At 64.1% G+C, this 21,449-nt stretch carries 15 protein-coding genes; 6 read left to right on the top strand and 9 right to left on the bottom strand.

Annotated elements, in window-relative coordinates:
• Positions 1-228: 228 nt before the first annotated feature.
• The 6 genes from NCR35_RS17910 to NCR35_RS17885 form a co-directional block, all read right to left on the bottom strand.
• Positions 229-813, bottom strand: coding sequence for a PqiC family protein (locus tag NCR35_RS17910; protein WP_250535438.1), 585 nt, complete (start codon positions 811-813; stop codon positions 229-231).
• The gene (locus NCR35_RS17905) at positions 813-2,414 is read right to left on the bottom strand and encodes a PqiB family protein (RefSeq protein ID WP_250535437.1); all 1,602 of its coding nucleotides are present in this window, start codon (positions 2,412-2,414) and stop codon (positions 813-815) included. Before NCR35_RS17905 ends, NCR35_RS17910 begins: the two co-directional genes overlap by 1 nt.
• The gene (locus NCR35_RS17900; RefSeq protein WP_250535436.1) at positions 2,411-3,706 is read right to left on the bottom strand and encodes a paraquat-inducible protein A; all 1,296 of its coding nucleotides are present in this window, start codon (positions 3,704-3,706) and stop codon (positions 2,411-2,413) included. Before NCR35_RS17900 ends, NCR35_RS17905 begins: the two co-directional genes overlap by 4 nt.
• A complete protein-coding gene (locus NCR35_RS17895) occupies positions 3,703-5,178 on the bottom strand; it encodes an efflux transporter outer membrane subunit (protein ID WP_250535435.1) in 1,476 nt (491 codons plus the stop codon). Before NCR35_RS17895 ends, NCR35_RS17900 begins: the two co-directional genes overlap by 4 nt.
• 1 nt (position 5,179) lies before the next feature.
• Entirely contained in the window at positions 5,180-8,398 is a 3,219-nt protein-coding gene (locus NCR35_RS17890) for an efflux RND transporter permease subunit (protein ID WP_250535433.1), read from the bottom strand.
• 61 nt (positions 8,399-8,459) lie between these two features.
• Positions 8,460-9,743 carry an efflux RND transporter periplasmic adaptor subunit gene (locus NCR35_RS17885; protein WP_250535432.1) on the bottom strand — a complete coding sequence of 428 codons (1,284 nt, stop codon included), beginning with the start codon at positions 9,741-9,743 and terminating at the stop codon, positions 8,460-8,462.
• A gap of 608 nt (positions 9,744-10,351) precedes the next feature.
• Here NCR35_RS17885 and NCR35_RS17880 point away from each other — a divergent pair.
• The 4 genes from NCR35_RS17880 to NCR35_RS17865 all read left to right on the top strand — a co-directional run bounded on the left by NCR35_RS17880 (position 10,352) and on the right by NCR35_RS17865 (position 15,526).
• On the top strand, positions 10,352-10,645 hold the full coding sequence (locus tag NCR35_RS17880) for an ArsR/SmtB family transcription factor (RefSeq protein WP_250473575.1): 294 nt from the start codon (positions 10,352-10,354) through the stop codon (positions 10,643-10,645).
• Positions 10,646-10,706: 61 nt separating this feature from the next.
• On the top strand, positions 10,707-11,768 hold the full coding sequence (locus NCR35_RS17875) for an alkene reductase (protein ID WP_250535431.1): 1,062 nt from the start codon (positions 10,707-10,709) through the stop codon (positions 11,766-11,768).
• 360 nt (positions 11,769-12,128) lie between these two features.
• Positions 12,129-13,820: an aspartate-alanine antiporter gene (aspT, locus tag NCR35_RS17870; protein ID WP_250535429.1), complete on the top strand. Its 1,692-nt coding sequence runs from the start codon at positions 12,129-12,131 to the stop codon at positions 13,818-13,820.
• A 65-nt stretch (positions 13,821-13,885) separates the two neighbouring features.
• Positions 13,886-15,526: a bifunctional aspartate transaminase/aspartate 4-decarboxylase gene (locus tag NCR35_RS17865; RefSeq protein ID WP_250535427.1), complete on the top strand. Its 1,641-nt coding sequence runs from the start codon at positions 13,886-13,888 to the stop codon at positions 15,524-15,526.
• A gap of 55 nt (positions 15,527-15,581) precedes the next feature.
• Here the strand turns inward: NCR35_RS17865 and NCR35_RS17860 are convergent, their stop codons facing one another.
• Positions 15,582-16,775 (bottom strand): porin, encoded by a 1,194-nt coding sequence (locus NCR35_RS17860; RefSeq protein ID WP_250535426.1) that lies wholly within the window; start codon positions 16,773-16,775, stop codon positions 15,582-15,584.
• Between the two features lie 262 nt (positions 16,776-17,037).
• Here NCR35_RS17860 and NCR35_RS17855 point away from each other — a divergent pair, with 262 nt between their 5' ends.
• Entirely contained in the window at positions 17,038-17,406 is a 369-nt protein-coding gene (locus tag NCR35_RS17855; protein ID WP_250535425.1) for a nuclear transport factor 2 family protein, read from the top strand.
• A 13-nt stretch (positions 17,407-17,419) separates the two neighbouring features.
• Here the strand turns inward: NCR35_RS17855 and NCR35_RS17850 are convergent, their stop codons facing one another.
• Together NCR35_RS17850 and NCR35_RS17845 are read right to left on the bottom strand one after the other, a co-directional pair.
• Positions 17,420-18,535 carry a succinylglutamate desuccinylase/aspartoacylase family protein gene (locus NCR35_RS17850; protein ID WP_250535423.1) on the bottom strand — a complete coding sequence of 372 codons (1,116 nt, stop codon included), beginning with the start codon at positions 18,533-18,535 and terminating at the stop codon, positions 17,420-17,422.
• A gap of 240 nt (positions 18,536-18,775) precedes the next feature.
• Positions 18,776-19,567 (bottom strand): ABC transporter substrate-binding protein, encoded by a 792-nt coding sequence (locus tag NCR35_RS17845; RefSeq protein ID WP_250535422.1) that lies wholly within the window; start codon positions 19,565-19,567, stop codon positions 18,776-18,778.
• Positions 19,568-19,928: 361 nt separating this feature from the next.
• Between NCR35_RS17845 and NCR35_RS17840 the strand changes: the two genes are divergently transcribed.
• Positions 19,929-21,374: an MFS transporter gene (locus tag NCR35_RS17840; protein ID WP_502801691.1), complete on the top strand. Its 1,446-nt coding sequence runs from the start codon at positions 19,929-19,931 to the stop codon at positions 21,372-21,374.
• The last annotated feature ends 75 nt before the right edge of the window (positions 21,375-21,449 follow it).

Raw genomic sequence — 21,449 nt, 5'->3', positions numbered from 1 at the left:
CGAACGCGGCGTGACGCTCTCGCGCGCCGGCCTTTCCGCTTCCGGACAGATGATTCCGCTGCGCGAATTGCGCGCGGAGCAGGCGAATGCGCAGGCGCAAAGCCAGGGCGCGATGGACACCTACTACCGGGCGTGGGCCGCCTGCATGCAGGGGCGCGGTTATTCGATCCAGTAGCGCCGAGACCCTTCGACGCATCCACTCGTGGCCGGGTTGGCGAGCATCGCGCGTCACGGCCCGGCGGCGCGCCCGATTCCCGCCGCGATGTCGCGGCTCACGCTCGCGAGCGCGCGGCTATGCGCGGCGACAAGCGCATCGAAGCCGGTTCCGGTCACCGGTTCGCGCACGACCGAGCGGCCGCTTTGCGCCGTATCGCCGGCAAGGCTGCGCACGGTCCAGTGAGCATCGATCACGACCGTTTCGCCGGGAACGGATTCGAACTGCTGGATATCGACGCGCACGCGCCACGCCTGCGGGTCCGCCACCGCGCGCGACGCCACCGCCACGCGGTCGGAGCCGAGCAACAGCGTGAGATCCCCGGCGATGGCATCGGCGATGCTGCTCTTTAGCGGCGCGCCCCAGCGCGCGTATTCGTTGAGCGTGACCTGATTGGCCGAATCGCGCGTGACGATCTGCGGACGATCGACCAGTTCCGGCACTGTCACAGGACCGACGATCAGCGGCCGGCTCGGTTCGAAACGGGTCGTCGCGGTAAGCGACGGCTCCGCGCTCACCCGATAGAAGCTCGCACGCGGCGACGCGCACCCTGCGCAGATTGCGGCGAAAAATACGACGGACACGAGAGCGGGGCGCATCACTTCTTGTCCTCCGGCTTGCCGCGCAGCAGCGCTTCGGGATGCTCCTGCAGGTAGTCCGCGAGACTGCGGAACGAGGCCGCCGTGCGCGTCAGTTCGCGGACCGCTTCGGCCGTGTCCTGCTGCAAGCCGGAAGCAGGCATGAGCGTGGAATGCGCGGCATCGAGCGCGGCGCGGGCGGCGGCGAGCGTCGTCGCAGCTTGCGGGACGATCTGCGTGTTCAGGTTGCTCATCAGCTGGCTCGTGTTGTCGAGCGTCTGCTTCGCGCTCGCCGTGAGTTCCTCGATCGGCAGCTTGTCGACGCGCGTCATGATCCGGTTGACCGAATCCTGCAACGACGCGAGGCCGCTCGGCGTCGTGGGCATGAGCGGCGGGGTGCGGCTCCAGTCGATGCTCGCCTTCTTCGCAGTCGGGAAGAAGTCGAGCGCCACGTACAGTTGTCCGGTGAGCAGGCTGCCCGTTCGCAACTGTCCGCGCAAGCCGCGAGCGACCAGCAGTTCCGCGAGCGCGCGCGGGTCGCTCACCAGCCGGCCGCCCTTCGCGCCGTTGGCGAAACGCGACGTGAACCGCTCCGGATAGAGCTTCACTTCGACGGGGATGCTGATTCGCCGCGTCGCCGGATCGAAGCTCGTATAGATGGCCGATACCTCGCCGATGGTGATGCCCCGGAAGTCCACGGGCGCGCCGACCGCGAGCCCGCGCACCGAGTCGTGAAAGTCGAACGCGTAGGTCTCGACGATGCGCTCCTGCACGCGCAGCGCGTCGGCGCGCGTCGGAAAGAGGGAGAACGTCGTGTTCGCGGGCGCCTCGGCCCAGGCCAGCGATGCGGCGGGCGTCTCGAACGCGAGGCCGCCGATCACCATCGAAACCAGAGACTGCGTGTTGAGCTTGAGCCCGTCGGTGCCGAGCGTGAGGTCGATGCCGCTTGCCTGCCAGAAGCGCGAATCCGCGTTCACATAGCGGTCGTAGGGCGCGTTCACGAAGACGTGCAGGGTGACGCCGCTGCCGTCCTGATCCAGTTCGAACGATGTCACCTGACCCACTTGCAGGCGACGGAAGTAGATCGGCGCGCCGACATCGATCGAGCCGAGATCGGCCGCTTTCAGGATGAACTGCCGCCCGGGAACGTCGTTCGAGAAGACAGGCGGCGTTTCGAGGCCCACGTAGTCGCGCCGCTCGCGCTTCGTGCGGCCGATGTCCATGCCGATATACGCGCCCGAAAGCAGCGTGCTGATGCCCGAGACCGAGCCGCCCGCCACGCGCGGCCGCACGACCCAGAAGCGCGTGTCGTCGACGAGCATCTTGCTGGCATCGCGGGTCAGCTCCGCCGTGGCGACGACGCGCGAATAGTCGTTCGAGAGCGCCACTGACTTGACGAGCCCGATTTCGACGTCCTTGAACTTGATCTTCGTCTTGCCCGCTTCGAGCCCTTCGCCGGTTCGGAAGCTGATGGTCACGGTCGGCCCTTTTGCGAGCACGGCTTGCGCCGCGAGCCAGATGCCGATTGCCACCGCGATGGCCGGCACGATCCACACCCACGGAATGCGCCAGCGGCGTCTCGGCACCACCTCGGCGTCGGGCGTTTCGTCCGGCGTGCTCATCGTGCCTCCTTGCGCGGCGTCGCGGTGTCCCAGATGAGGCGCGGATCGAACGACATGGCGGCGAGCATGGTCAGCACGACGACCGCGCCGAACGCAATCGACGCGGGCCCGGCCTCGATGGTCGCCACCGCGCTGAACTGCACGAGCGCGACGAGCACCGCGATCACGTAGATATCGAGCATCGACCAGCGGCCCACCAGTTCGACGATCCGGTAGATGCGGGCGCGCTGTTCGCTGCGCTGGGTCATGCGCAGGTTGGCGCTCGCGGCGAGATAGCCGATGGCGAGGATCTTGAGCATGGGCACCGCGATGCTCGCAATGAACACGATGATCGCGAGCGGCCACGATCCCGACTGCCACAGATACGCGACGCCGCTCAGAATCGTGTCCTTCTGCGCGCCGAAGAGCGAGCTCGTGTTCATCACCGGCAGCGTGTTGGCGGGAATGTAGAGGACCGCCGCCGCGCTCAGGTAGGCCCATGTGCGCGACAGGCTGGCGGGCTTGCGCAGATGCACGCGCGCGCCGCAGCGCGGACAGCATAAGTGAGCGTGCCGGCGCGCGCCGCGCGTGCACAGGCCGCAGTCGTGGCAGACGAAGATGCCGTTGGCGGCAGCGGTCGCGCCCCGCAGCGGCGTGTCGGGCGCCATGCCGGGCGGCGCGCCTTCGATGCGGGCCCACATGGCCCGCTCGTCGAATGCCGACGATGCCGCGATGAGCAGCAACATCAACGCCGCGAGCGACCACAGCGCCGGACCCGTCACCACCGACGCGATATGCGCGAGCTTCACGACAGCGACGAGGAGGCCGAGCATCAGCACTTCGGTCATGCCCCATTCGCGCGCCACGCGCAGCAAGCGGAAGACGGCATACGCGCGCCACGGCCTGCGGTTCAGATGCAGCGGCAGCAGCAGCCAGACCATGCCGAGGGCCTGCAAGCCGGGCATGAGAACCGTCGTGAAGAAGACGAGCCCGGCGAGCGGCCACATGCCGTCGCGATACAGCACGCGCGCCGCGCCCATGAGCGTGGTCTGCACGAGCGAGCCGCTCACCGATAGACCCACGATGGGAAACGCGTTCGAGACGATCCACAGCACCGAGGCCGTGAGCGCATAGGCGAGCGCCCGGTCGAAACCCTTTCGGCGGCGCCGGTAGAGCACCGCGCCGCATCGGCAGCAGGTCAGCGCGCCGCCGGGCGGCACCGGGTTCTCCCGCTGGATGAGATCGCATTCGTGACACGCGATCAGCGGACGGGCGCCGCGCGAGGCGGCCGGCGCGGATGGCAGCGTGCTCATTGCAGCGCCTGAGTCGTCCCGGCCGGGGCGTTCGTGCCCGCGCTCGCCTGTCCGGTCATCTTGTCCGCCTCGACGACCCAGCCGCCGCCCATCACCTTGTATAGCGTGACGAAGGACGTGAGCGCGGCCGCCTGCGTCTGCGTCTGCGCGAGTTGCGCGTCGAAGAGACTGCGCTCGGCATCGAGCACTTCGATGTAGCTCGTATAGCCGCCCTCGTAGCGCGCCCGCGCAAGCCGCGCATACGTGGCGAGCGCCGTGACCTGGCGGCCTTGCACTTCGAGCTGCGTGCGCAGCTTCTCGGAGGCGATGAGCGCGTCGTCGACTTCCTGAAAGGCGACCTGAATGGCTTTCTGATACGACAGCAGCGCAGCCCGCTGTTGCGCTTCGGCCGTCTGCACCTGACCGGAGATGTTGCCCGCCGTGAAGATGGGCTGCGTGACCGCGCCCGCGAACGACCACACGCGCGACGGCCCGGTGAAGAGCGACGAGAACTGGCCGCTCGCCGTGCCGAACAAGCCGGTGATCGAGATCTGCGGGAAATACAGCGCCCGCGCCGCGCCGATGAGCGCATTCGCGGCGATCAGGTCCTGCTCGGCCTGCAGCAGGTCGGGGCGGCGTTCGAGCAGATCGGAAGGCAGTCCCGCCGGAATCACGGGGGTGGCGAGCGCGCCGAGTTCGCGGCCGCGCACGATCGGCCGCGGGTTGTCGCCGAGGAGGATGGAAAGCGCGTCTTCCTGCTGCGCGATCTGCGTTTCGAGCTGCGGAATGGTCGCGAGAGAAGCCTCGTACTCCGACTGACTTTGCGCCAGTTCCAGTTGCGAAACTTCGCCGCCTTCGAAGCGCAGCGTGAACACGTGGACCGATTCCGCGCGGCTTTCGGTCGTCGCTTTCGCAATGGCAAGCTGCTGATCGAGGCTGCGCAGATTTAGGTACGACGACGCGACCGACGCCACGAGCGACAGGATCGTCGCGCGGCGGGCTTCCTCGCTCGACAGCAGATTCGCGCGCGCCGCTTCCGTCAGCCTGCGGATGCGGCCGAAGACGTCGATCTCCCACGCCGCCGACACCGAAAGCTCGAAGTCGTTGAAGACCGGTCCGACACCCGGCAGCGTAGGCTGCGGTCCCGCCCTCGAAATACGCTGCCGTGCCGCCGTCGCGCCCGCCGAGACTTGCGGGAAGAGCGCCGAGCGCGTCGTGACGAACTGGCCCATGAACTGTTCGACGCGCGCCGCTGCTATCTTCACATCCTTGTTGTTCGCGAGCGCGGTGGCAATGAGGTCGTCGAGAACGGGGTCTTGGAACTGCTTCCACCATTCGGTGTTCGCAGTGTCGGCGACTTCGGTGGCGGCAAAGCGAAACGTCGCGGGCGTCGGCACGGGCTCGCGCGAATAGTTCGGCCCGAGCAGGCAGCCGTTCAGCGACACGACGCCGACGAGACCCGCAAGCGAAAGGAAGAGCCGGGCGCGCCGCATGTCAGTTCCCCTCGTTGGGAGCGGAAGGCCGCGCGTCGGCGCCGCCGCCCGATGCGCCGTGCGTTGGCGCCGCATCCGAAGCGGGCGGGGCGTGTCCGCTCTTCTTGCTCGAACGCGAGGACATCGTTTCGAGCACGTAGAAGAACATCGGAATGAAGAACACGGCGATGACCGTTGCGCCCAGCATCCCGCCGATCACGCCGGTGCCGATGGAATGCCGGCTGTTCGCCGATGCGCCCGTCGCGATGGCGAGCGGCACGCAGCCGAGAATGAACGCGAGCGATGTCATGACGATCGGCCGCAGACGTTCTTCGGCGGCGGTCATCGTGGCATCGAACACGGATTTGCCGGACTGGCGGTTCATCACGGCGAACTCGAAGATGAGAATCGCGTTCTTGGCGGCCAGCGCGACGAGCATCGTGAGGCCGATCTGGAAATACACGTCGTTGTTGAGCCCGCGCAGCAGAATGGCGAGCAGCGCGCCGAAGATGGCGAACGGCACGGCCATCAGGACACCGAACGGCAGGCTCCACTTTTCGTACTGGGCGGCGAGGATCAGGAACACCATCACGAGCCCGAATATGAAAACGAGTGCCGACGAACTGCCCGACTGCTTCGCTTCGAACGCCTCGCCGCTCCACGCAATGCCGTAGTCGGACGGCAAGCCCGCTGCCACTTCTTCCAGCGCCTGAATGACCTGACCGGACGCATAACCGGGCGCGGCGTTCGCGGTGATCTTGACTGCCGGGAAGTTGTTGAAGCGCGTGATGAGATCGGGCCCCGTGACGTAGCGCGTATTGACCACCGACTTGAGCGGCACCATGCTGCCGCTCTTGCTCTTCACGAAGATCTGCGTGAGATCGTCGGGCCGCAGCCGATACGAGGGCTCGGCCTGCAGGATCACTTGCCAGAGGCGGCTAGAGCGGTTGAATTGCGACACGTAGAGCGAGCCGAACATCGTCTGCATCGCGCTATACACGTCTTCGACGGGCACGCCGAGCGTCTCCGCCTTGTCGCGATCCACGTCGGCGAGCAATTGCTGCGAAGACGCGTTGAAGGTGGACGTCACGCCGGTCAGCTCGGGCCGGCGCTTGGCCTTCGCCACGAAGTCCTCGACGATCGCCGCGAACTGCGCGGTGGGCGCATCGCCCTTGCTCTGAATCCACATCTCGGTGCCGCCCGTGGTGCCGAGGCCCGGTATCGACGGCGGATTGAGCGGCACGACAATGCCTTCCCTGATCTGCGAGAGCGCCTTGTAGGCATTGACCAGCACCGCGCGCGCGTTCTGCGTGCGGATGTTTGCGGACGTGTAGCGCTCGTCGAAGCTCTTGAAGCCCACGAAGAACGTCGACGCGTTGTTCTTGTTTTGGCTGTCGAGAAGACTGAAGCCGTCGACGGTGGCGATGCTGCCGACGGCCGGCTGCTTCAGGAAGTATTCGGTGACGCGGTCCGACACTTGTCCCGTTCGATCGAGCGATGCCGCGTCCGGCATGATGACCGCGCCCAGCAGATAGCCCTGATCCTCGGGCGGCAGGAAGGCCGTGGGGATGTCGCGCATCATGACGACAGCCAGCGCGATCATTCCGGCGAACAGCAGCAACGCGATGACGAAGCGTTTGATCGCGACGCGCACGACCGCCGTGTAGCCCGCCGTCATGCGCGCGAACTGCCGGTCGAACCAGCGGAAGAAGCCCTTCTTCTCGTGATGCCCGGGCTTGAGCAGCAGCGAGGCGAGGGCAGGCGACAAGGTCAGCGCGACGATGCCCGAGATGATGACCGATATCGCGATGGTAATGGCGAACTGCTTGTACATCTGCCCCGTGATGCCGCCGAGAAACGCCACCGGCACGAACACGGCGCACAGCACGAGCACGATGGCGACCACCGGCCCGGCCACTTCGTCCATTGCGAGTTTCGCGGCGGCCTTCGGATCGAGCTTATGCACCGTCATGTTGCGCTCGACGTTTTCGATCACGACGATCGCATCGTCCACGACAATGCCGATAGCCAGCACCATGCCGAAGAGAGTCAGCATGTTGATCGAGAAGCCGAGCGCCGACATGCCCATGAACGTGCCGACGATGGACACCGGCACCGCGAGCACCGGAATCAGCGTGGCGCGCAGGCTTTGCAGAAACACGAACACGACGATCACCACGAGCACGACCGCTTCGAAGAACGTGTGCACGACATCGGAGATGGACGCGCGCGTGAACTCGGTCGTGTCCATCGCGATCTGGTAGTCGATGCCTTCCGGGAACGACTTCTTCATCTCGGCGAGACGCGCGCGCACTTGCTTCGAGACGTCGAGCGCGTTCGCGCCCGGCTGTTGATACACCGCGAGCACGGTCGCGGACTTGCCCTGAAAGCGGCTGCGAATGGAATAGTCTTTCTGGCCAAGCTCCGCGCGGCCCACGTCCTTCAGACGCACGATAGCCGCGCCGCCCGACTCCGCGCGAATGATGATGTTCTCGAATTGCGACGGCTCCGTGAGCCGCCCCGATGTCGTCACCGCGAACGATTGCTCGACGGGCGCGCCTGTCGGCGATTGCCCGAGACGTCCCACGGCGAATTGCTGATTCTGATTGGCGACGGCTGTCTGCACATCGGCGGCCGTGACGCCGAGTTGCGCCATGCGGTCGGGCTTGAGCCAGATGCGCATGGCGTAGTCGGGCGTGCCGAAGATGCTCGCCTGATTCGCGCCGGGAATGCGCTTGAGCGCATCCAGCACGTAGACGTTCGCGTAGTTGGCGATATAGGTTGCGTCATAACGCTCGTCGGGCGAATAGATGGCGATCACCATCATGAACGCCTGCGACTTCTTCTGCACCTGCACGCCTTGCGCCGTGACCGATTGCGGCAGTTGCGGCAGCGCGAGGTTGACGCGGTTCTGCACGTCCACTTGCGCCAGCTCCGGGTTCGTGCCGATCTCGAAGTACGCGTTGATGGTCAGGTTGCCCGTCGACGAACTCGACGAACTCATGTAGATCATCCGGTCGGCGCCATTGACCTGTTGCTCGATCGGCGCGGCCACGTTGTTCGCGACGACATCGGCGCTCGCGCCCGGATACGTCGCGGAGATGGTGATTTGCGGCGGCGTGATGTCGGGATACTGCGCGGTCGGCAGCGCGAGCATCGCGAGCGCGCCGCCCAGCGTGATGACGATGGAAATGACCGAGGCAAAAATCGGGCGGTCAATGCAGAAATGTGAGATGTTCATTGGCCTCTTCCGCGCGACGTGCTTCCGATGCTTTCGATGCTTTCGATAGTCGGCTTTCAGTTCACTTCTCGGTGCCGCCGCTTTCGTTTTTCGTTTGAGTCAGGGACGCCTGCGCGCCGGGAGCGGACGTCGCGGCTGGCGCTGTTGCCGGTGCCTCGCCCGGCGTCGGCGCGCTGACCACGCGCACTTGGGAGTCGGCTGCGACGCGCACGGCGCCGTCTACGATCACGCGCTCGCCCGCCTTCAGGCCGCTCGTCACGAACCAGTCGTCGCCATGCCATTCGCCGACTTCGACCACGCGTTGACGCGGCTTGGATTGATCATCGAGCACCCAGACGAAATGACTTTTCGCGCCCTGCAGAATCGCGCGCTGCGGCACCAGAATCGCGTTGGGGCGCACCGCGCCCGCCACGCGCGCCTTCACGAACTGGCCGGGGCGCAGCGTGCCGCGCGGATTCGCGAACACCGCGCGCACGAGGAACGTGCCCGTCTCCGTGCTGAATGCCGGATTCGTGAAGTCGATGTGGCCGGTTTGCGGGTAGACAGATCCGTCTGCCTGAATGACGGTCACGTCGAACTTGTTTCCGGGCGGGAAGTGCAGTTCGTCTTTGCGAATTTCCTCGCGCCATTTCAACAACTCGTTCTCCGAGATGCTGAAGTTCACCCACATGGGATCGAGTTGATAGATGTAGGTGAGCAGGCCCGATTGCGTCGGCGTGACGTAGCTGCCTTCCTGCACGCGCGCAAAACTCGACAAGCCCTTGAGCGGCGAGCGGATCGTCGTATAGCTCAGGTTGAGTTGCGCGGTCTGCACTTCGCCCTGCGCGGCGATGACGGCGGCCTCGGCCTGCTTTTCATTGCCGGTGGCGTCGTCGAGATCCTTCTTGCTCAACGCGTTCATCGCGGCGAGAGGCACCACGCGCGCGAGATTCTGTTTCGTGACGAAGAGCCGCGCCTGCTGTTGCGCGAGTGCGCCCTTTGCCGTTTGCAACGCGGCCTCGAACGGGCGCTTGTCCATGAGGAACATCACCTGTCCGGCTTCCACCAGTGCGCCTTCGGTGTACATGCGCTTCTCGAGAAAGCCGTCGACGCGCGCGCGTATTTCCACTTCGCGCGAGCTCTGCGTCTGCGCGGTGAACTCGAAATCGACCGGCGTTGACTTCGACGTGACGGTGACGACCGTGACATCGACGGCCGGCCGTGGCGCTTCGGGAGGCGGCTTGTTGCACGCCGCGAGCGAGAGCAGCACGATGGAGGCAGAGCAACGCAAGCGCAGTGCGAGCATCCGGCGCGGCAGTTCGTGGAACCGCTTGCAGTCGAGCATCTGTTTGCACATGAACGCCATGAGCGCCTCCCCCCTGGGATGGCCGATAGTCGGGAGCGAACGCGCTGACGCGTGCTCGCCACGGCATGCTCGCGCGATGCAATTGGCGACTGCGTACTAAACGACGGCGTGCCGTGAAGCCTCGGCTTCCCGAGCGACGTCATCGCATACAACCGAACGGCCAAGCGACGTCAATGAGCGCGAGCCTGATACTTGTGATGTGTTAGCGGACTCCGATCGTAACGGTGCAAAGCGCCCGAAACGTCGGCTCTCAACCGTCAGGCGCGACGTGTCGATGAGTCCAGTAATAAACGAAGACGATCCAAAACGCCATAGAAAATTTGGTGGGGATCAAGGACGAAGGCATAGCTTTACGGCGCTTCTATAAAAAGCCGACGAATCGGCGCGGCGCATGAATGTATGGATTGCTTATTATGTTTCGCCCTGTATGTATCGATTTAAGAAACGATAGTCGTGACTATGCATACACGTGATGTCGTCTCTCCTCGTCTCCGCCGACGTGCGATCTTGCATATCGCAAATTAACGATATATACTTCGCCTCAAGACGATTCGGAACGTGCGTGCTCACCGCCGCATGGGCCGGCCGTCAGGCACACGAGCAACGAAATGGACATCGACGCAATTCACAAGGCCCTTGCCAACCCCCTTCGCCGCGAGATTCTCGAATGGCTGAAGGAGCCGGAGCGACATTTCCCCGATCAGGAACTGCCGCTGTCGCATGGCGTCTGCGCGGGTCAGATCGATGGGCGCTGCGGCATGTCGCAGTCCACCGTTTCCGCGCATCTTGCCACTTTGCATAAAGCGGGGCTCGTCACCACCAAGCGCGTAGGGCAGTGGGTGTTCTTCAAGCGCGACGAAGCGGTCATTCAGGCGTTTCGCGATTCCATCGGGAATCTTTGAGCGTCCGGATGCCCTTCCAGGTGACAGCAACATTTCAATTCAATTAGGATATCTTATCGTTATGCCGACTCTTTTCGATCCGCTTCAGGTAGGCGCAATCACGCTCAAGAACCGCATCGTCATGGCGCCGCTCACGCGCCAGCGCGCAGGCGTCGAACGCGTGCCGAACGCAATGATGGCGCAGTACTACGCCGATCGCGCATCGGCCGGTCTCATTCTCAGCGAAGCGACTTCCGTCACGCCGCAGGGCGTCGGTTATGCGGATACGCCGGGCATCTGGTCGGACGAGCAAGTCGAAGGCTGGAAGCTCGTCACGCGCGCCGTGCACGAAGCGGGCGGTAAGATCTTCCTGCAACTGTGGCACGTGGGCCGCATTTCGGACCCCATCTTCCTGAACGGCGAACTGCCGGTCGCGCCGAGCGCAATCGCAGCACAAGGGCACGTGAGCCTCGTGCGTCCGCAGCGTCCGTACGTCACGCCGCGCGCACTGGAACTCGATGAAATCGCGGGCGTGGTCGCGGCGTATCGCAAGGGCGCTGAGAACGCGAAGCGCGCTGGCTTCGACGGCGTGGAAGTGCACGGCGCGAACGGTTATCTGCTCGACCAGTTCCTGCAGGACAGCACCAACAAGCGCACCGACGAGTACGGCGGCCCGATCGAAAACCGCGCGCGCCTGATGCTCGAAGTGGTCGACGAGTGCATCGCCGTGTGGGGCGCGGATCGCGTGGGCGTGCATCTCGCGCCGCGCGCCGATTCGCACACCATGGGCGACAGCGACCGCGCAGCGACCTTCGGCTACGTGGCGCGTGAACTCGGTAAGCGCAAGATCGCGTTCATCGCGGCGCGCGAGGCGGAAGGCCCGGACAGCCTCGGACCGCAACTGAAGAAGGCATTCGGCGGCGTGTATATCGCCAACGAAGGCTTCACCAAGCAAAGCGCGGAGGCCATCATCGAGCGTGGCGATGCCGACGCGGTGGCGTGGGGCAAGCCGTTCATCGCGAACGCGGACCTCGTGCGCCGCTTCGAAGTCGACGCGCCGCTGAACCAGCCGGATACCACGACGTTCTACGCGCCGGGTCCGAAGGGCTACACCGACTACCCGTTGCTGGAGACGGCGGAGTAAGCAACGCTCGCTTCGAGCATGCGTTGGAAACAGCGGAAACAGCGGCTTCGGCCGCTGTTTTTTTTTGGGGCCCCACGACCGGTCTCATTCGCTGTTATGTAGTGCAACGATCTGATCTTTTAGAGCGCACTGCGAAATTATCGCATTCGCTTACAACCGCACCGCGAAAATAGTGTATTGGTGCGTCTGACCTTCTGCCCGCCGTGCCCTCGAACACGCATACGCGCGCCGGAACGACACCAACAAGATGCATGCCGCGATTCGTTTCATGGACGATTCAAGACGCCGCTCATTCCTTACGTTTCTCCCGTGCCCGTCGGGCACCTGACGGTCGCGGGTTCATCCCGCAAAGGAGCGCATATGTCGTGGCTTACGCAAACGCTGCGCAGTTACCCGGAGATCGCCATCTTTCTTTCGCTCGGCGTCGGGTACTGGGTCGGCGGAAAGTCGTTCAAAGGATTCAGCCTCGGTGCGGTGACCGCGACGCTGCTCGCCGCCATCGCCATCGGACAGCTCGGCATCACCATCTCGTCTAATGTGAAGGCCGTCTTCTTTCTGATGTTCTTGTTCGCGGTCGGCTATGGGGTCGGCCCGCAATTCGTGCGCGGCATCGCGAAAGACGGCTTGCCGCAGGCGCTTTTCTCGGTTATCCAGTGCGTGCTATGTCTGGCCGCGCCCTATGCCGCGGCGAAGATCGCGGGCTATGACGTCGGATCGGCGGCCGGGCTCTTCGCGGGATCGCAGACCATCTCGGCGTCGATGGGCCTCGCCACCGACGCGATCAATCGCCTGGGCTTACCCGCCGCCGAGACCAAAGCCTTGCTCGACGCGATGCCGACCGCATACGCCGTCACCTACATTTACGGCACCATAGGCTCGGCGATCATCCTCGCGATGCTCGGGCCGAAGCTCCTCAACATCGATCTCGTGGCCGCGTGCAAGGACTACGAGCGACAACTCGGCGGAACGGCCGAACTGGGCGGGCCGGGCAGCGGATGGCATCAGTTCGCGTTGCGCGCGTATCGCGTGGCCGACCAGGGCCGCGCAGCCGGCATGAGCGTGAGCCAGCTGGAGGCGCTGAGGCCCGCCGGCGCGCGGCTTTTCATCGAACGCATCCGGCGCGACGGGAAGATTCAGGAAGCGACGCTCGACGATGTGCTTCAGCCGGGCGATGTCGTCGCGATCGTCGGGCGGCGCGAGCATCTTGTCGATTTGCTCGGCGGCACCGCGACCGAAGTGGACGACGCCGAACTGCTCGCAGTGCCGGTCGAAGGCGTCGATGTCTATATCACGAGCAAGCACGTCGAAGGGCGTACGCTCGCTGAACTGGGCCAAACGCCGGGCGCGCGCGGCGTGTTCATACGGCGCATCAAGCGTGGCGCGACGGAGACGCCGATTCCCGTGTTGCCAAGCACCAAGCTGTATCGCGGCGACACCGTGACGCTCGTCGGACGCACGCAGGATACGACCGCGGTGGCGAACGCGGTGGGCGTCATCGACCGCCCGAGCGACATGGCGGACATGGCGTTCGTGGGTCTCGCCATCACGCTCGGCGCGCTCATCGGCGCAATCGTGATTCGCTTCGGCGCGGTCCCGATCACGCTTTCGACGGCAGGCGGCGCGCTGATTGCGGGCATCGTCTTCGGCTGGCTGCGCGCGATACATCCGACGTTCGGCCGCATTCCGTCGCCGACTATCTGGTTCATGAATTCAGTAGGACTGAATGTCTTCATCGCGGTCGTCGGCATATCGGCGGGGCCGGGCTTCGTCGCGGGTCTGCAGAAGCTCGGCGTGAGCCTGTTTTTGTGGGGTATTTTCGCGTCGTCGGTGCCGCTCATCATCAGCATGTATATCGCGAAGTATGTCTTCAAGTTCCATCCCGCGATTCTGCTCGGCATCTGCGCGGGGGCGCGCACGACGACAGCCGCGCTCGGCATGATCTGCGATGCGGCCAAGAGCCAGGTGCCGGGCCTCGGCTACACGGTCACGTATGCGGTCGGCAATACGCTGCTCACCATCTGGGGGATGGTCATGGTGATGCTGATGACGTGAAGGCGGGCACTGCGTGTCTCAACGTTTCTTCCTGTACCTGATTGCTCATTTTCTGGGGGTGTTGGATGTCAAAGTCCTCGAAGTCCGGTTCCGACGATCGTGCAGCGATGGCCTCGCTCAGCCCGTTCGAACTCAAGGACGAACTTATCAAGGCAGCGGGCGGCGGCGTGGTGGAGCGCCCGGCGAACGTCGCGATGCTCAACGCGGGCCGCGGCAATCCGAATTTCCTCGCGACTATTCCGCGTCACGGCTTCTGGCAACTCGGTCTCTTCGCGATGCGCGAATCGGAGCGTTCCTTCGCGTACATGCCCGAAGGCATCGGCGGCTTTCCGAAGCATGAAGGTCTCGAAGAACGCTTCGAAATCTTCGCGCGCGAGAACAAGGGCACGCCGGGCATCGCATTTTTGACGGGCGCGGTGTCGTATGTGCGGGATCAGCTCGGCCTCAACGCAGGCGACTTTCTCTACGAGATGTGCGAAGGCATTCTCGCTTCGAACTATCCGGTGCCGGACCGCATGCTCAAGTTGTCGGAGGTCATCGTCGGGCAATATCTGCGGCGCGAGATGATCGGCAAGCATCCGTTCGTCGGCGAATTCGACATCTTCGCGGTCGAGGGCGGTACCGCCGCGATGACGTACATCTTCAACACGATGCGCGAGAACTTCCTCATCAAGCAAGGGGATACGATTGCGCTCGGCATGCCGATTTTCACGCCGTACATCGAGATTCCGAAGCTCAACGATTACAAGCTCGAAGTCGTGAACCTGAATGCGGACGTCGAGCAAGGCTGGCAGTATTCGAAAGAAGAACTGGACAAGCTGCGCGACCCGAAGATCAAGGCGTTCTTCCTCGTCAATCCGAGCAATCCGCCTTCCGTGAAGATGGACGACGAGAGCCTGCGATATATCGCGGAGATCGTGAAGGAACGGCCCGATCTCATTCTTCTGACCGACGACGTGTACGGCACCTTCGCCGACGACTTCGTATCGCTCTTCGCGCTGTGTCCGAAGAACACGATTCTTGTGTACTCCTATTCGAAATACTTCGGCGCGACGGGCTGGCGGCTCGGGACCATCGCCACGCATCGCGAGAATATCTTCGATGAACAACTCGCCGCGTTGCCGAAAGAACAGAAGGCGATCTTGCACGAGCGTTACGAATCCATCACGACGGAGCCGGACAAGCTCAAGTTCATCGACCGGCTGGTAGCCGATAGCCGCACGGTCGCGCTGAATCACACGGCGGGCCTCTCTACGCCGCAGCAAGTGCAGATGGTGCTGTTCTCGCTCTTCTCGCTGATGGACACGCCCGACGCGTACAAGAACGCGCTCAAGCGGCTCATTCGCAATCGCAAGCAGGCGCTCTATCGCGAGATCGGTATTCCGCTGGAAGACGACGACAAGAATCTCGTCGATTACTACACGATTCTCGATATGGAGTACCTCGGCGAGCGCATGTATGGGCGCGACTATGTCGACTGGGTCATGAAGAACACGAAGCCGACAGAACTGCTCTTCAGGCTCGCGCAGGAAGCGCGCGTCGTGCTGCTGCCGGGGCGTGGCTTCGGCACGCAGCATCCTTCGGGACGCGTGTCGCTCGCCAATCTCAACGAAAGCGACTACAGGCAGATTGGCCGCGCGATTCGCAAGATGCTCGATGAGCACGTCGCGCAATATCAGGCGCAGAACGGCAAGAAGGGCAAGTAAAAGACAATCGGGCCGCGCAAGGCGGCCCGATTGTCCAGTTCATTCAGCGCGACGCTTAGAACTTGTGACGCATGGCGACGCGGAACGCCAGCTGATTGTTCTCACCCGCGCCCGACGTGCCGAAGTAGCTCGACGACGACGAACCGATCGACGCCTGATTCTCCACGCCGTTGTTCGAACCCGACGCCTTCTGATAGATGGCGAGCAGGTACACGTCGGTGCGCTTGCTCAACGCATAGTCGAAGCTCGCGTCGATCTGGTGCCAGTGGCCCTTCAGGTTGTCGTACAGGTCCATGTAGGTGTAGCCGAGACCCGCCGTCATCGCGGGCGTGATGGCGTACTTGCCGCCGATATCGAACGCATTGATGCGCGAGCTCGAACCGACGATCGGCTCGAAGCGCGTGTTCGTCCACAGGCCGAAGACCGTCGCCGCGCCGAACGCGTAAGTCGCGCCGACGCCGAACGAGCGGAGGTCCTTCGCGTTGTTGGTGGTGCCGGTCGTGTTGATGTTGGCGACCGTCGAGCTGAATGCCGGCGTCGCAGCCGTCGGATAGTGAATGTCCGTGTACGCCGCGCCGATACCGAGCGGGCCGGCCTTGTAGTTCAGGCCGAAGCTGTAGGCGCGCGACGAGCCCTGAGTGGTCGTGGCGCCGGCCGTCGTGTTGGGCGTGCCCGCGAATGCGCCCGCCGTGTTCGAGAAGCCGTACAACGCGCCGAACGTGAAGCCGTAGAAGTTCGCGCTCGAGAACTTGACCGCGTTGTTGATGCGGCTCGACGTCAACTGGTCGAAGTCGTTCATGTGGTACGCGTAGTTGCCGGCGACGGTCTGTCCGCCGATGGAATACGCGGAGCCGAGATAGTCGGTGCTGAAGCTGTATTGACGACCGAAGGTCAGCGAGCCGACGTCGTTCTTCGAGATACCCACATAGGCCTGACGGCCGAATTCCGCGCCGCCCTGACCGAGCGTGCCCGTGCCGCTATTGAAGCCGTTCTCCAACGTGAAGATGGCCTTGAGACCGCCGCCCAGGTCTTCGGCGCCACGCATGCCCCATCGGCTGGCTTGAGCCACGCCGTCGTCGTATTTCACGAGCGACTTGCCGGCGCGCGTGGTGCTGGTCGAGCTGTTGTTCACATAGCTGATGCCGGCGTCGATGATGCCGTACAGCGTCACGCTGCTCTGCGCATGAGCGGACGTGGCCATCGTGGCGAAAGCGGCGAGGGCGGCAGTAGCCAAAAGATTCTTCTTCAAAACGTGCTCCGTCAGTGAGTTCGCGGTGTGGTGCGCTGCGAGGGCAGCGCTGTCTGCGGCGCGTCGCGCTCTGTCTGGCGCTTGGCGGCGACGGCGCAAATGTAGCGACGACTGAAGAAAGAAATGTGACAGGGTTTACCTCGACTTCGCGTGTCTCGCCGGTGCAACGGGGCTGGCGCAACGCGCTCGGGTGTGCCAACGCGCGTACGCGTGGCCGCGCTATGCTGGCGGTTCTTCACCGCGAGCAAATGGACATCGGGACATGGACGAACAGGGAATCCGCGAACTGGAGGAACGGCTGAGACAGGCGATGATCGCCTCAGACGTGAAAGCGCTCGATGCGCTTCTCGCCGACGATCTGAGCTTCGTCGACGCAACGGGCAAGGTCTGGACGAAGGCCGACGACCTCAACGGGCATCGCTATGGCATGCAGCGCATCGATGCGCTGACTATCGAAGAGCAGAGCATTCGCGCGTACGGCGCGTTCGCCATCACGGTGACGCGCGTGGCGATATCCGGCACGTTCGGCGGCGCGCCGTTTGCGGGCAGCCTGCGCTATACGCGCACGTGGGGCGAGACCGCAGGCGCCTGGCGCGTGGTCGCGGCGCAGTGCGGTCTCATGGCTTTCTAGAGACGTAGAACGTTCAGGCCGACAGCAGCGAGCCCGTGCGATACGCCTTCGCGCCCGCGATGCGCGCGACTTCGAGACCGGCCGTCGCGAAACGCGTGATATGCCGCGCGTACATGACGCCCGACGTGCTGCACTTCACCGTGGTCACCGTGTCGGTCAGCGGATCGACGATATCGGCGATCGCTTCGCCCGCGTCGATGAACGCGCCAACTTGCGCGCGAAACACGAGCACGCCCGACACGGGCGCGACGATCGGCTCCGCGCCCGCGAGCGGCGTCGCGGGGAACGCGAGCGCGGGCAGCGGCGCTTGCGGCGCATCGATCACGCCGCGGTGAATCAGGTAATTGACGATAGCCTGCGCGTCCTTGTCCGCGAGTTCGTGCGACACGTCGTGCTGGCTGCGCAACTCCACCGTCACCGAAATGCCGCCGTTCGGAATCGGGAAACGATCGCCGTAACGCGCGCGCAGATCCGACCAGCAGAAGCTGTGAATCTCGTCGAACGGATTGCCGACCGAATTCAGCGCGAGCAGCGATGCCTTCGAGTCCAGATAACGCGCGAGCGGTTCCACTTCTTCCCAGATGTCCGGGTTCGTGTACAGATGCAGCGCGGCGTCGAGATCGCAGTGCAGGTCGAGCACCACGTCCGCGTCGTAAGAGAGCTTTTGCAGCGCGAGGCGTTGCGATTCGAGCTCGGTGCGCGGCGTCTGTTCGTCGAGCGCCTCTTTCATCGCGGCGCGCACGGCGAGGCGGTTGGCATTGGCGTCGTTCGTCAGGCGCGCTTCGATGCGCGGCGCGACCAGCGCGGCCAGATCGTGAAAATTGCGGTTGAAGTTGTGGCCGCTGTTGGTATCGAAACGGCCGAGCAGATTGCCGTGCAGGAACTGATTGAGGCCGATGGGATTCGGCACCGGCACGATCACCACTTCGCCGCGCAGCTTGCCGGCGGCTTCGAAAGCGGCGAGCTGGCGGCGCAGCTTCCACGCCACCAGCATGCCCGGCAGTTCGTCCGCGTGCAGCGACGACTGAATGTAGATCTTCTGTCCGTCACCCGGACCGTAATGGAAACTGGCGATGCTGCGTGAGGTGCCGAGCGTCGGCGAGATGAGCTGGTGAGTTCTGGTCTGCATAGTGGTCGCGCGCACGCGAGTGCGCGAGGTCTTGCCTCGATGGTTGCTGGACGGGCTGAGGCGCTCCGATGCGGGGCGAGTGGGGCGCCGCGGTGTCTCCGTCCGCCGGCGCCGCCTCAGACGTTCGATCTTAGCCGAAATCGGCGCGGCGGGCGGGCGGATGGCCGGCGCCGGCTGGACGGCGCGCAATGAAAAACGGGCTCCGCGGAGCCCGTTCGTTCATTGGCTGCTTCCGAAGAATTAGCCGCCGTACACGTCGAAGTCGAAGTACTTCTTCTCGAGCTTCTTGTACGTGCCGTCCTTGATGATGTCGGCGATCGCCTTGTCGATCTTCGCCTTCAGGTCGGTGTCTTCCTTGCGCAGGCCGATACCGGCGCCATTGCCGAGAATCTTTTCGTCGACGATATCCTTGCCCGCGAAATCGTAGCCCGCGCCGCGCGGCGTCTTCAGAAAGCCGATGTCGGCCTGCACCGCGTCTTGCAGCGCGGCGTCCAAACGGCCCGAGGTCAGGTCGGCGTAGACCTGGTCCTGGTTCTGGTACGGCGTAACGGTCACGCCCTTCGGCGCCCAGTACGTCTTGGCGTAGGTTTCCTGAATCGTGCCCTGCTCGACGCCCACGTTCTTGCCCTTCAGGCTCTCAGCCGTCGGCAGAATGCCGCTGCCTTTCTTCGCGACGAGGCGCGTCGGCGTATTGAAGAGCTTGCTGGAGAAGGCGATCTGCTCGGCGCGTTGCGGCGTCATGGACATCGACGAGAGCACGCCGTCGAACTTCTTCGCCTTCAGCGCGGGGATCATGCCGTCGAAATCGTTCTCCACCCACACGCACTTGGCCTTCAGGCGCGCGCAGATTTCGTTGCCGAGATCGATGTCGAAACCGACCAGCTTGCCATCCGAACCCTTCGATTCGAACGGGGGATAGCTTGCGTCGACGCCGAAGCGGATCGTCGAATAGTCCTTGGCATGGGCCGTGACGGCGGTGAACGACGTGACGGCGAGAAGGGACATCGACAAGGCGGCAAGCAGTTTCTTCACTGTTTTAACTCCAGAAGGTGGTCAGTTCGGCCCGGAAGGTCTCGTTCCGGTGCCGTCCGGCGAGGCGGGCGGTCGCCTGAAACAGGCCGGAAGGCGCGCATTCCGCGGATCGTGTCCGTGCAGAATCGGCAGAAGGTTACCAAGCCAAAATAGTTCGGAACCTAGTGAAACCCCGGATAGCGGTGGATTAGACCACGTCCTCCTTACGGCATGTTTGCAAAAGCCGCGTTAAGGGCACGATGACCGGCGCGCCGCAGGAATGATCCATCCGGTTAAGATGCGGCCTTCGCTTTGCGGACCTCATAGCGCCGAGGTCCGCATCGCCAGATATAAGCCCGACATGGATCAGGAGACGACACCGATGCCCACCTCACCCGCGGCGACTTCCAGCCGCGCATCCGCCGATGCCGCGCCGCCCGCGCTGTCCGCCGGCATGATTTCCGCGCGCCTCGACCGGCTGCCCGCCACGCGCACGGTCTGGACGCTCATCGTGCTGCTGAGTCTCGGGTTCTTCTTCGAGCTCTACGATTTGCTGTACTCGGGCTATGTCGCGCCGGGCCTCGTGCGAAGCGGCATTCTGACGCCTACCACGAACGGCTTCTTCGGCATGACGGGCGTGGCGAGCTTCATCGCGTCGCTGTTCGCGGGGCTTTTCATCGGCACGGTCGCGTGCGGCTGGCTCGCCGACCGCTTCGGGCGTCGCGCGGTGTTCACGTATTCGCTGCTGTGGTACACGGCCGCCAACGTCGTGATGGCGTTTCAGGAGACGGCGACGGGTCTCAACTTCTGGCGCTTCATGGCGGGCGTGGGCATCGGCGTGGAACTGGTGACCATCGGCACGTATATCTCCGAACTCGCGCCGAAGCACATTCGCGGCCGCGCGTTCGCGTGCGAGCAGGCGGTGGGCTTCATGGCGGTGCCGGTGGTCGCGTTTCTCGCGTATCTGCTCGTGCCGCACGCGCCGTTTGGCATCGACGGCTGGCGCTGGGTCGTCGTGATCGGCGCGCACGGTGCGCTTTTCGTCTGGTGGATTCGCCGCCGCTTGCCCGAAAGCCCGCGCTGGCTCGCGCAAAAGGGGCGGCTGGACGAAGCGGACCGCGTGATGTCCGCGCTCGAAGCGCAGGTGCAACGCGAATACGGCAAGCCGCTGCCGCCGCCCGCCGAGCCCGAGCCGGTTCTGGACGCCGAGCGCGCGAAAGGCGGCTCGTTTGCCCGCATGTGGCGCCCGCCGTACGGCAAGCGCGCGACGATGATGATCATCTTCAACGTGTTCCAGACCGTCGGCTTCTACGGCTTCGCGAACTGGGTGCCGACGCTGCTGATCAAGCAGGGCATCACGGTGACGTCGAGCCTGATGTATTCGAGCATCATCGCGATCGCCGCGCCGATCGGCCCGATGATCGGCCTCGCCATTGCCGACAAGATCGAACGAAAGACGGCCATCGTCGCGATGGCGGCGGCCAATATCGTGTGCGGGCTGCTGTTCAGTCAGTCGTCGGATGCCGCGTTTCTGATTGCGATGGGCGTCGGGCTCACGCTGTCGTCGAACATCATGTCGTACAGCTTCCACGCCTATCAGGCCGAGCTTTTTCCGACGAGCATCCGGGCGCGCGCGGTCGGCTTCGTTTATTCGTGGAGCCGGTTTTCCGCGATCTTCACGTCGTTCATCATCGCGGGCGTGCTGAAGGGTTTCGGCACGACGGGCGTGTTCGTGTTCATCGCGGGCGCCATGTTGATCGTGATGGCGGCAATCGGGCTCATGGGCCCGAGAACGCGCGACATGGCGCTCGAGAAGATCTCGCATTGAGAGGCATTAAGAGGCAACGGCGTGCCGATTGCTGCGTGTGGGCGTTCTGTATGCCAGAATCCGCAGAACGTTCCT

The sequence above is a fragment of the Caballeronia sp. AZ10_KS36 genome, assembly GCF_023631105.1.
Classification (GTDB): domain Bacteria; phylum Pseudomonadota; class Gammaproteobacteria; order Burkholderiales; family Burkholderiaceae; genus Caballeronia.
The sequence above is the reverse complement of the archived record's forward strand: the minus strand, read 5'-3'. Positions and strand labels throughout refer to the sequence as shown.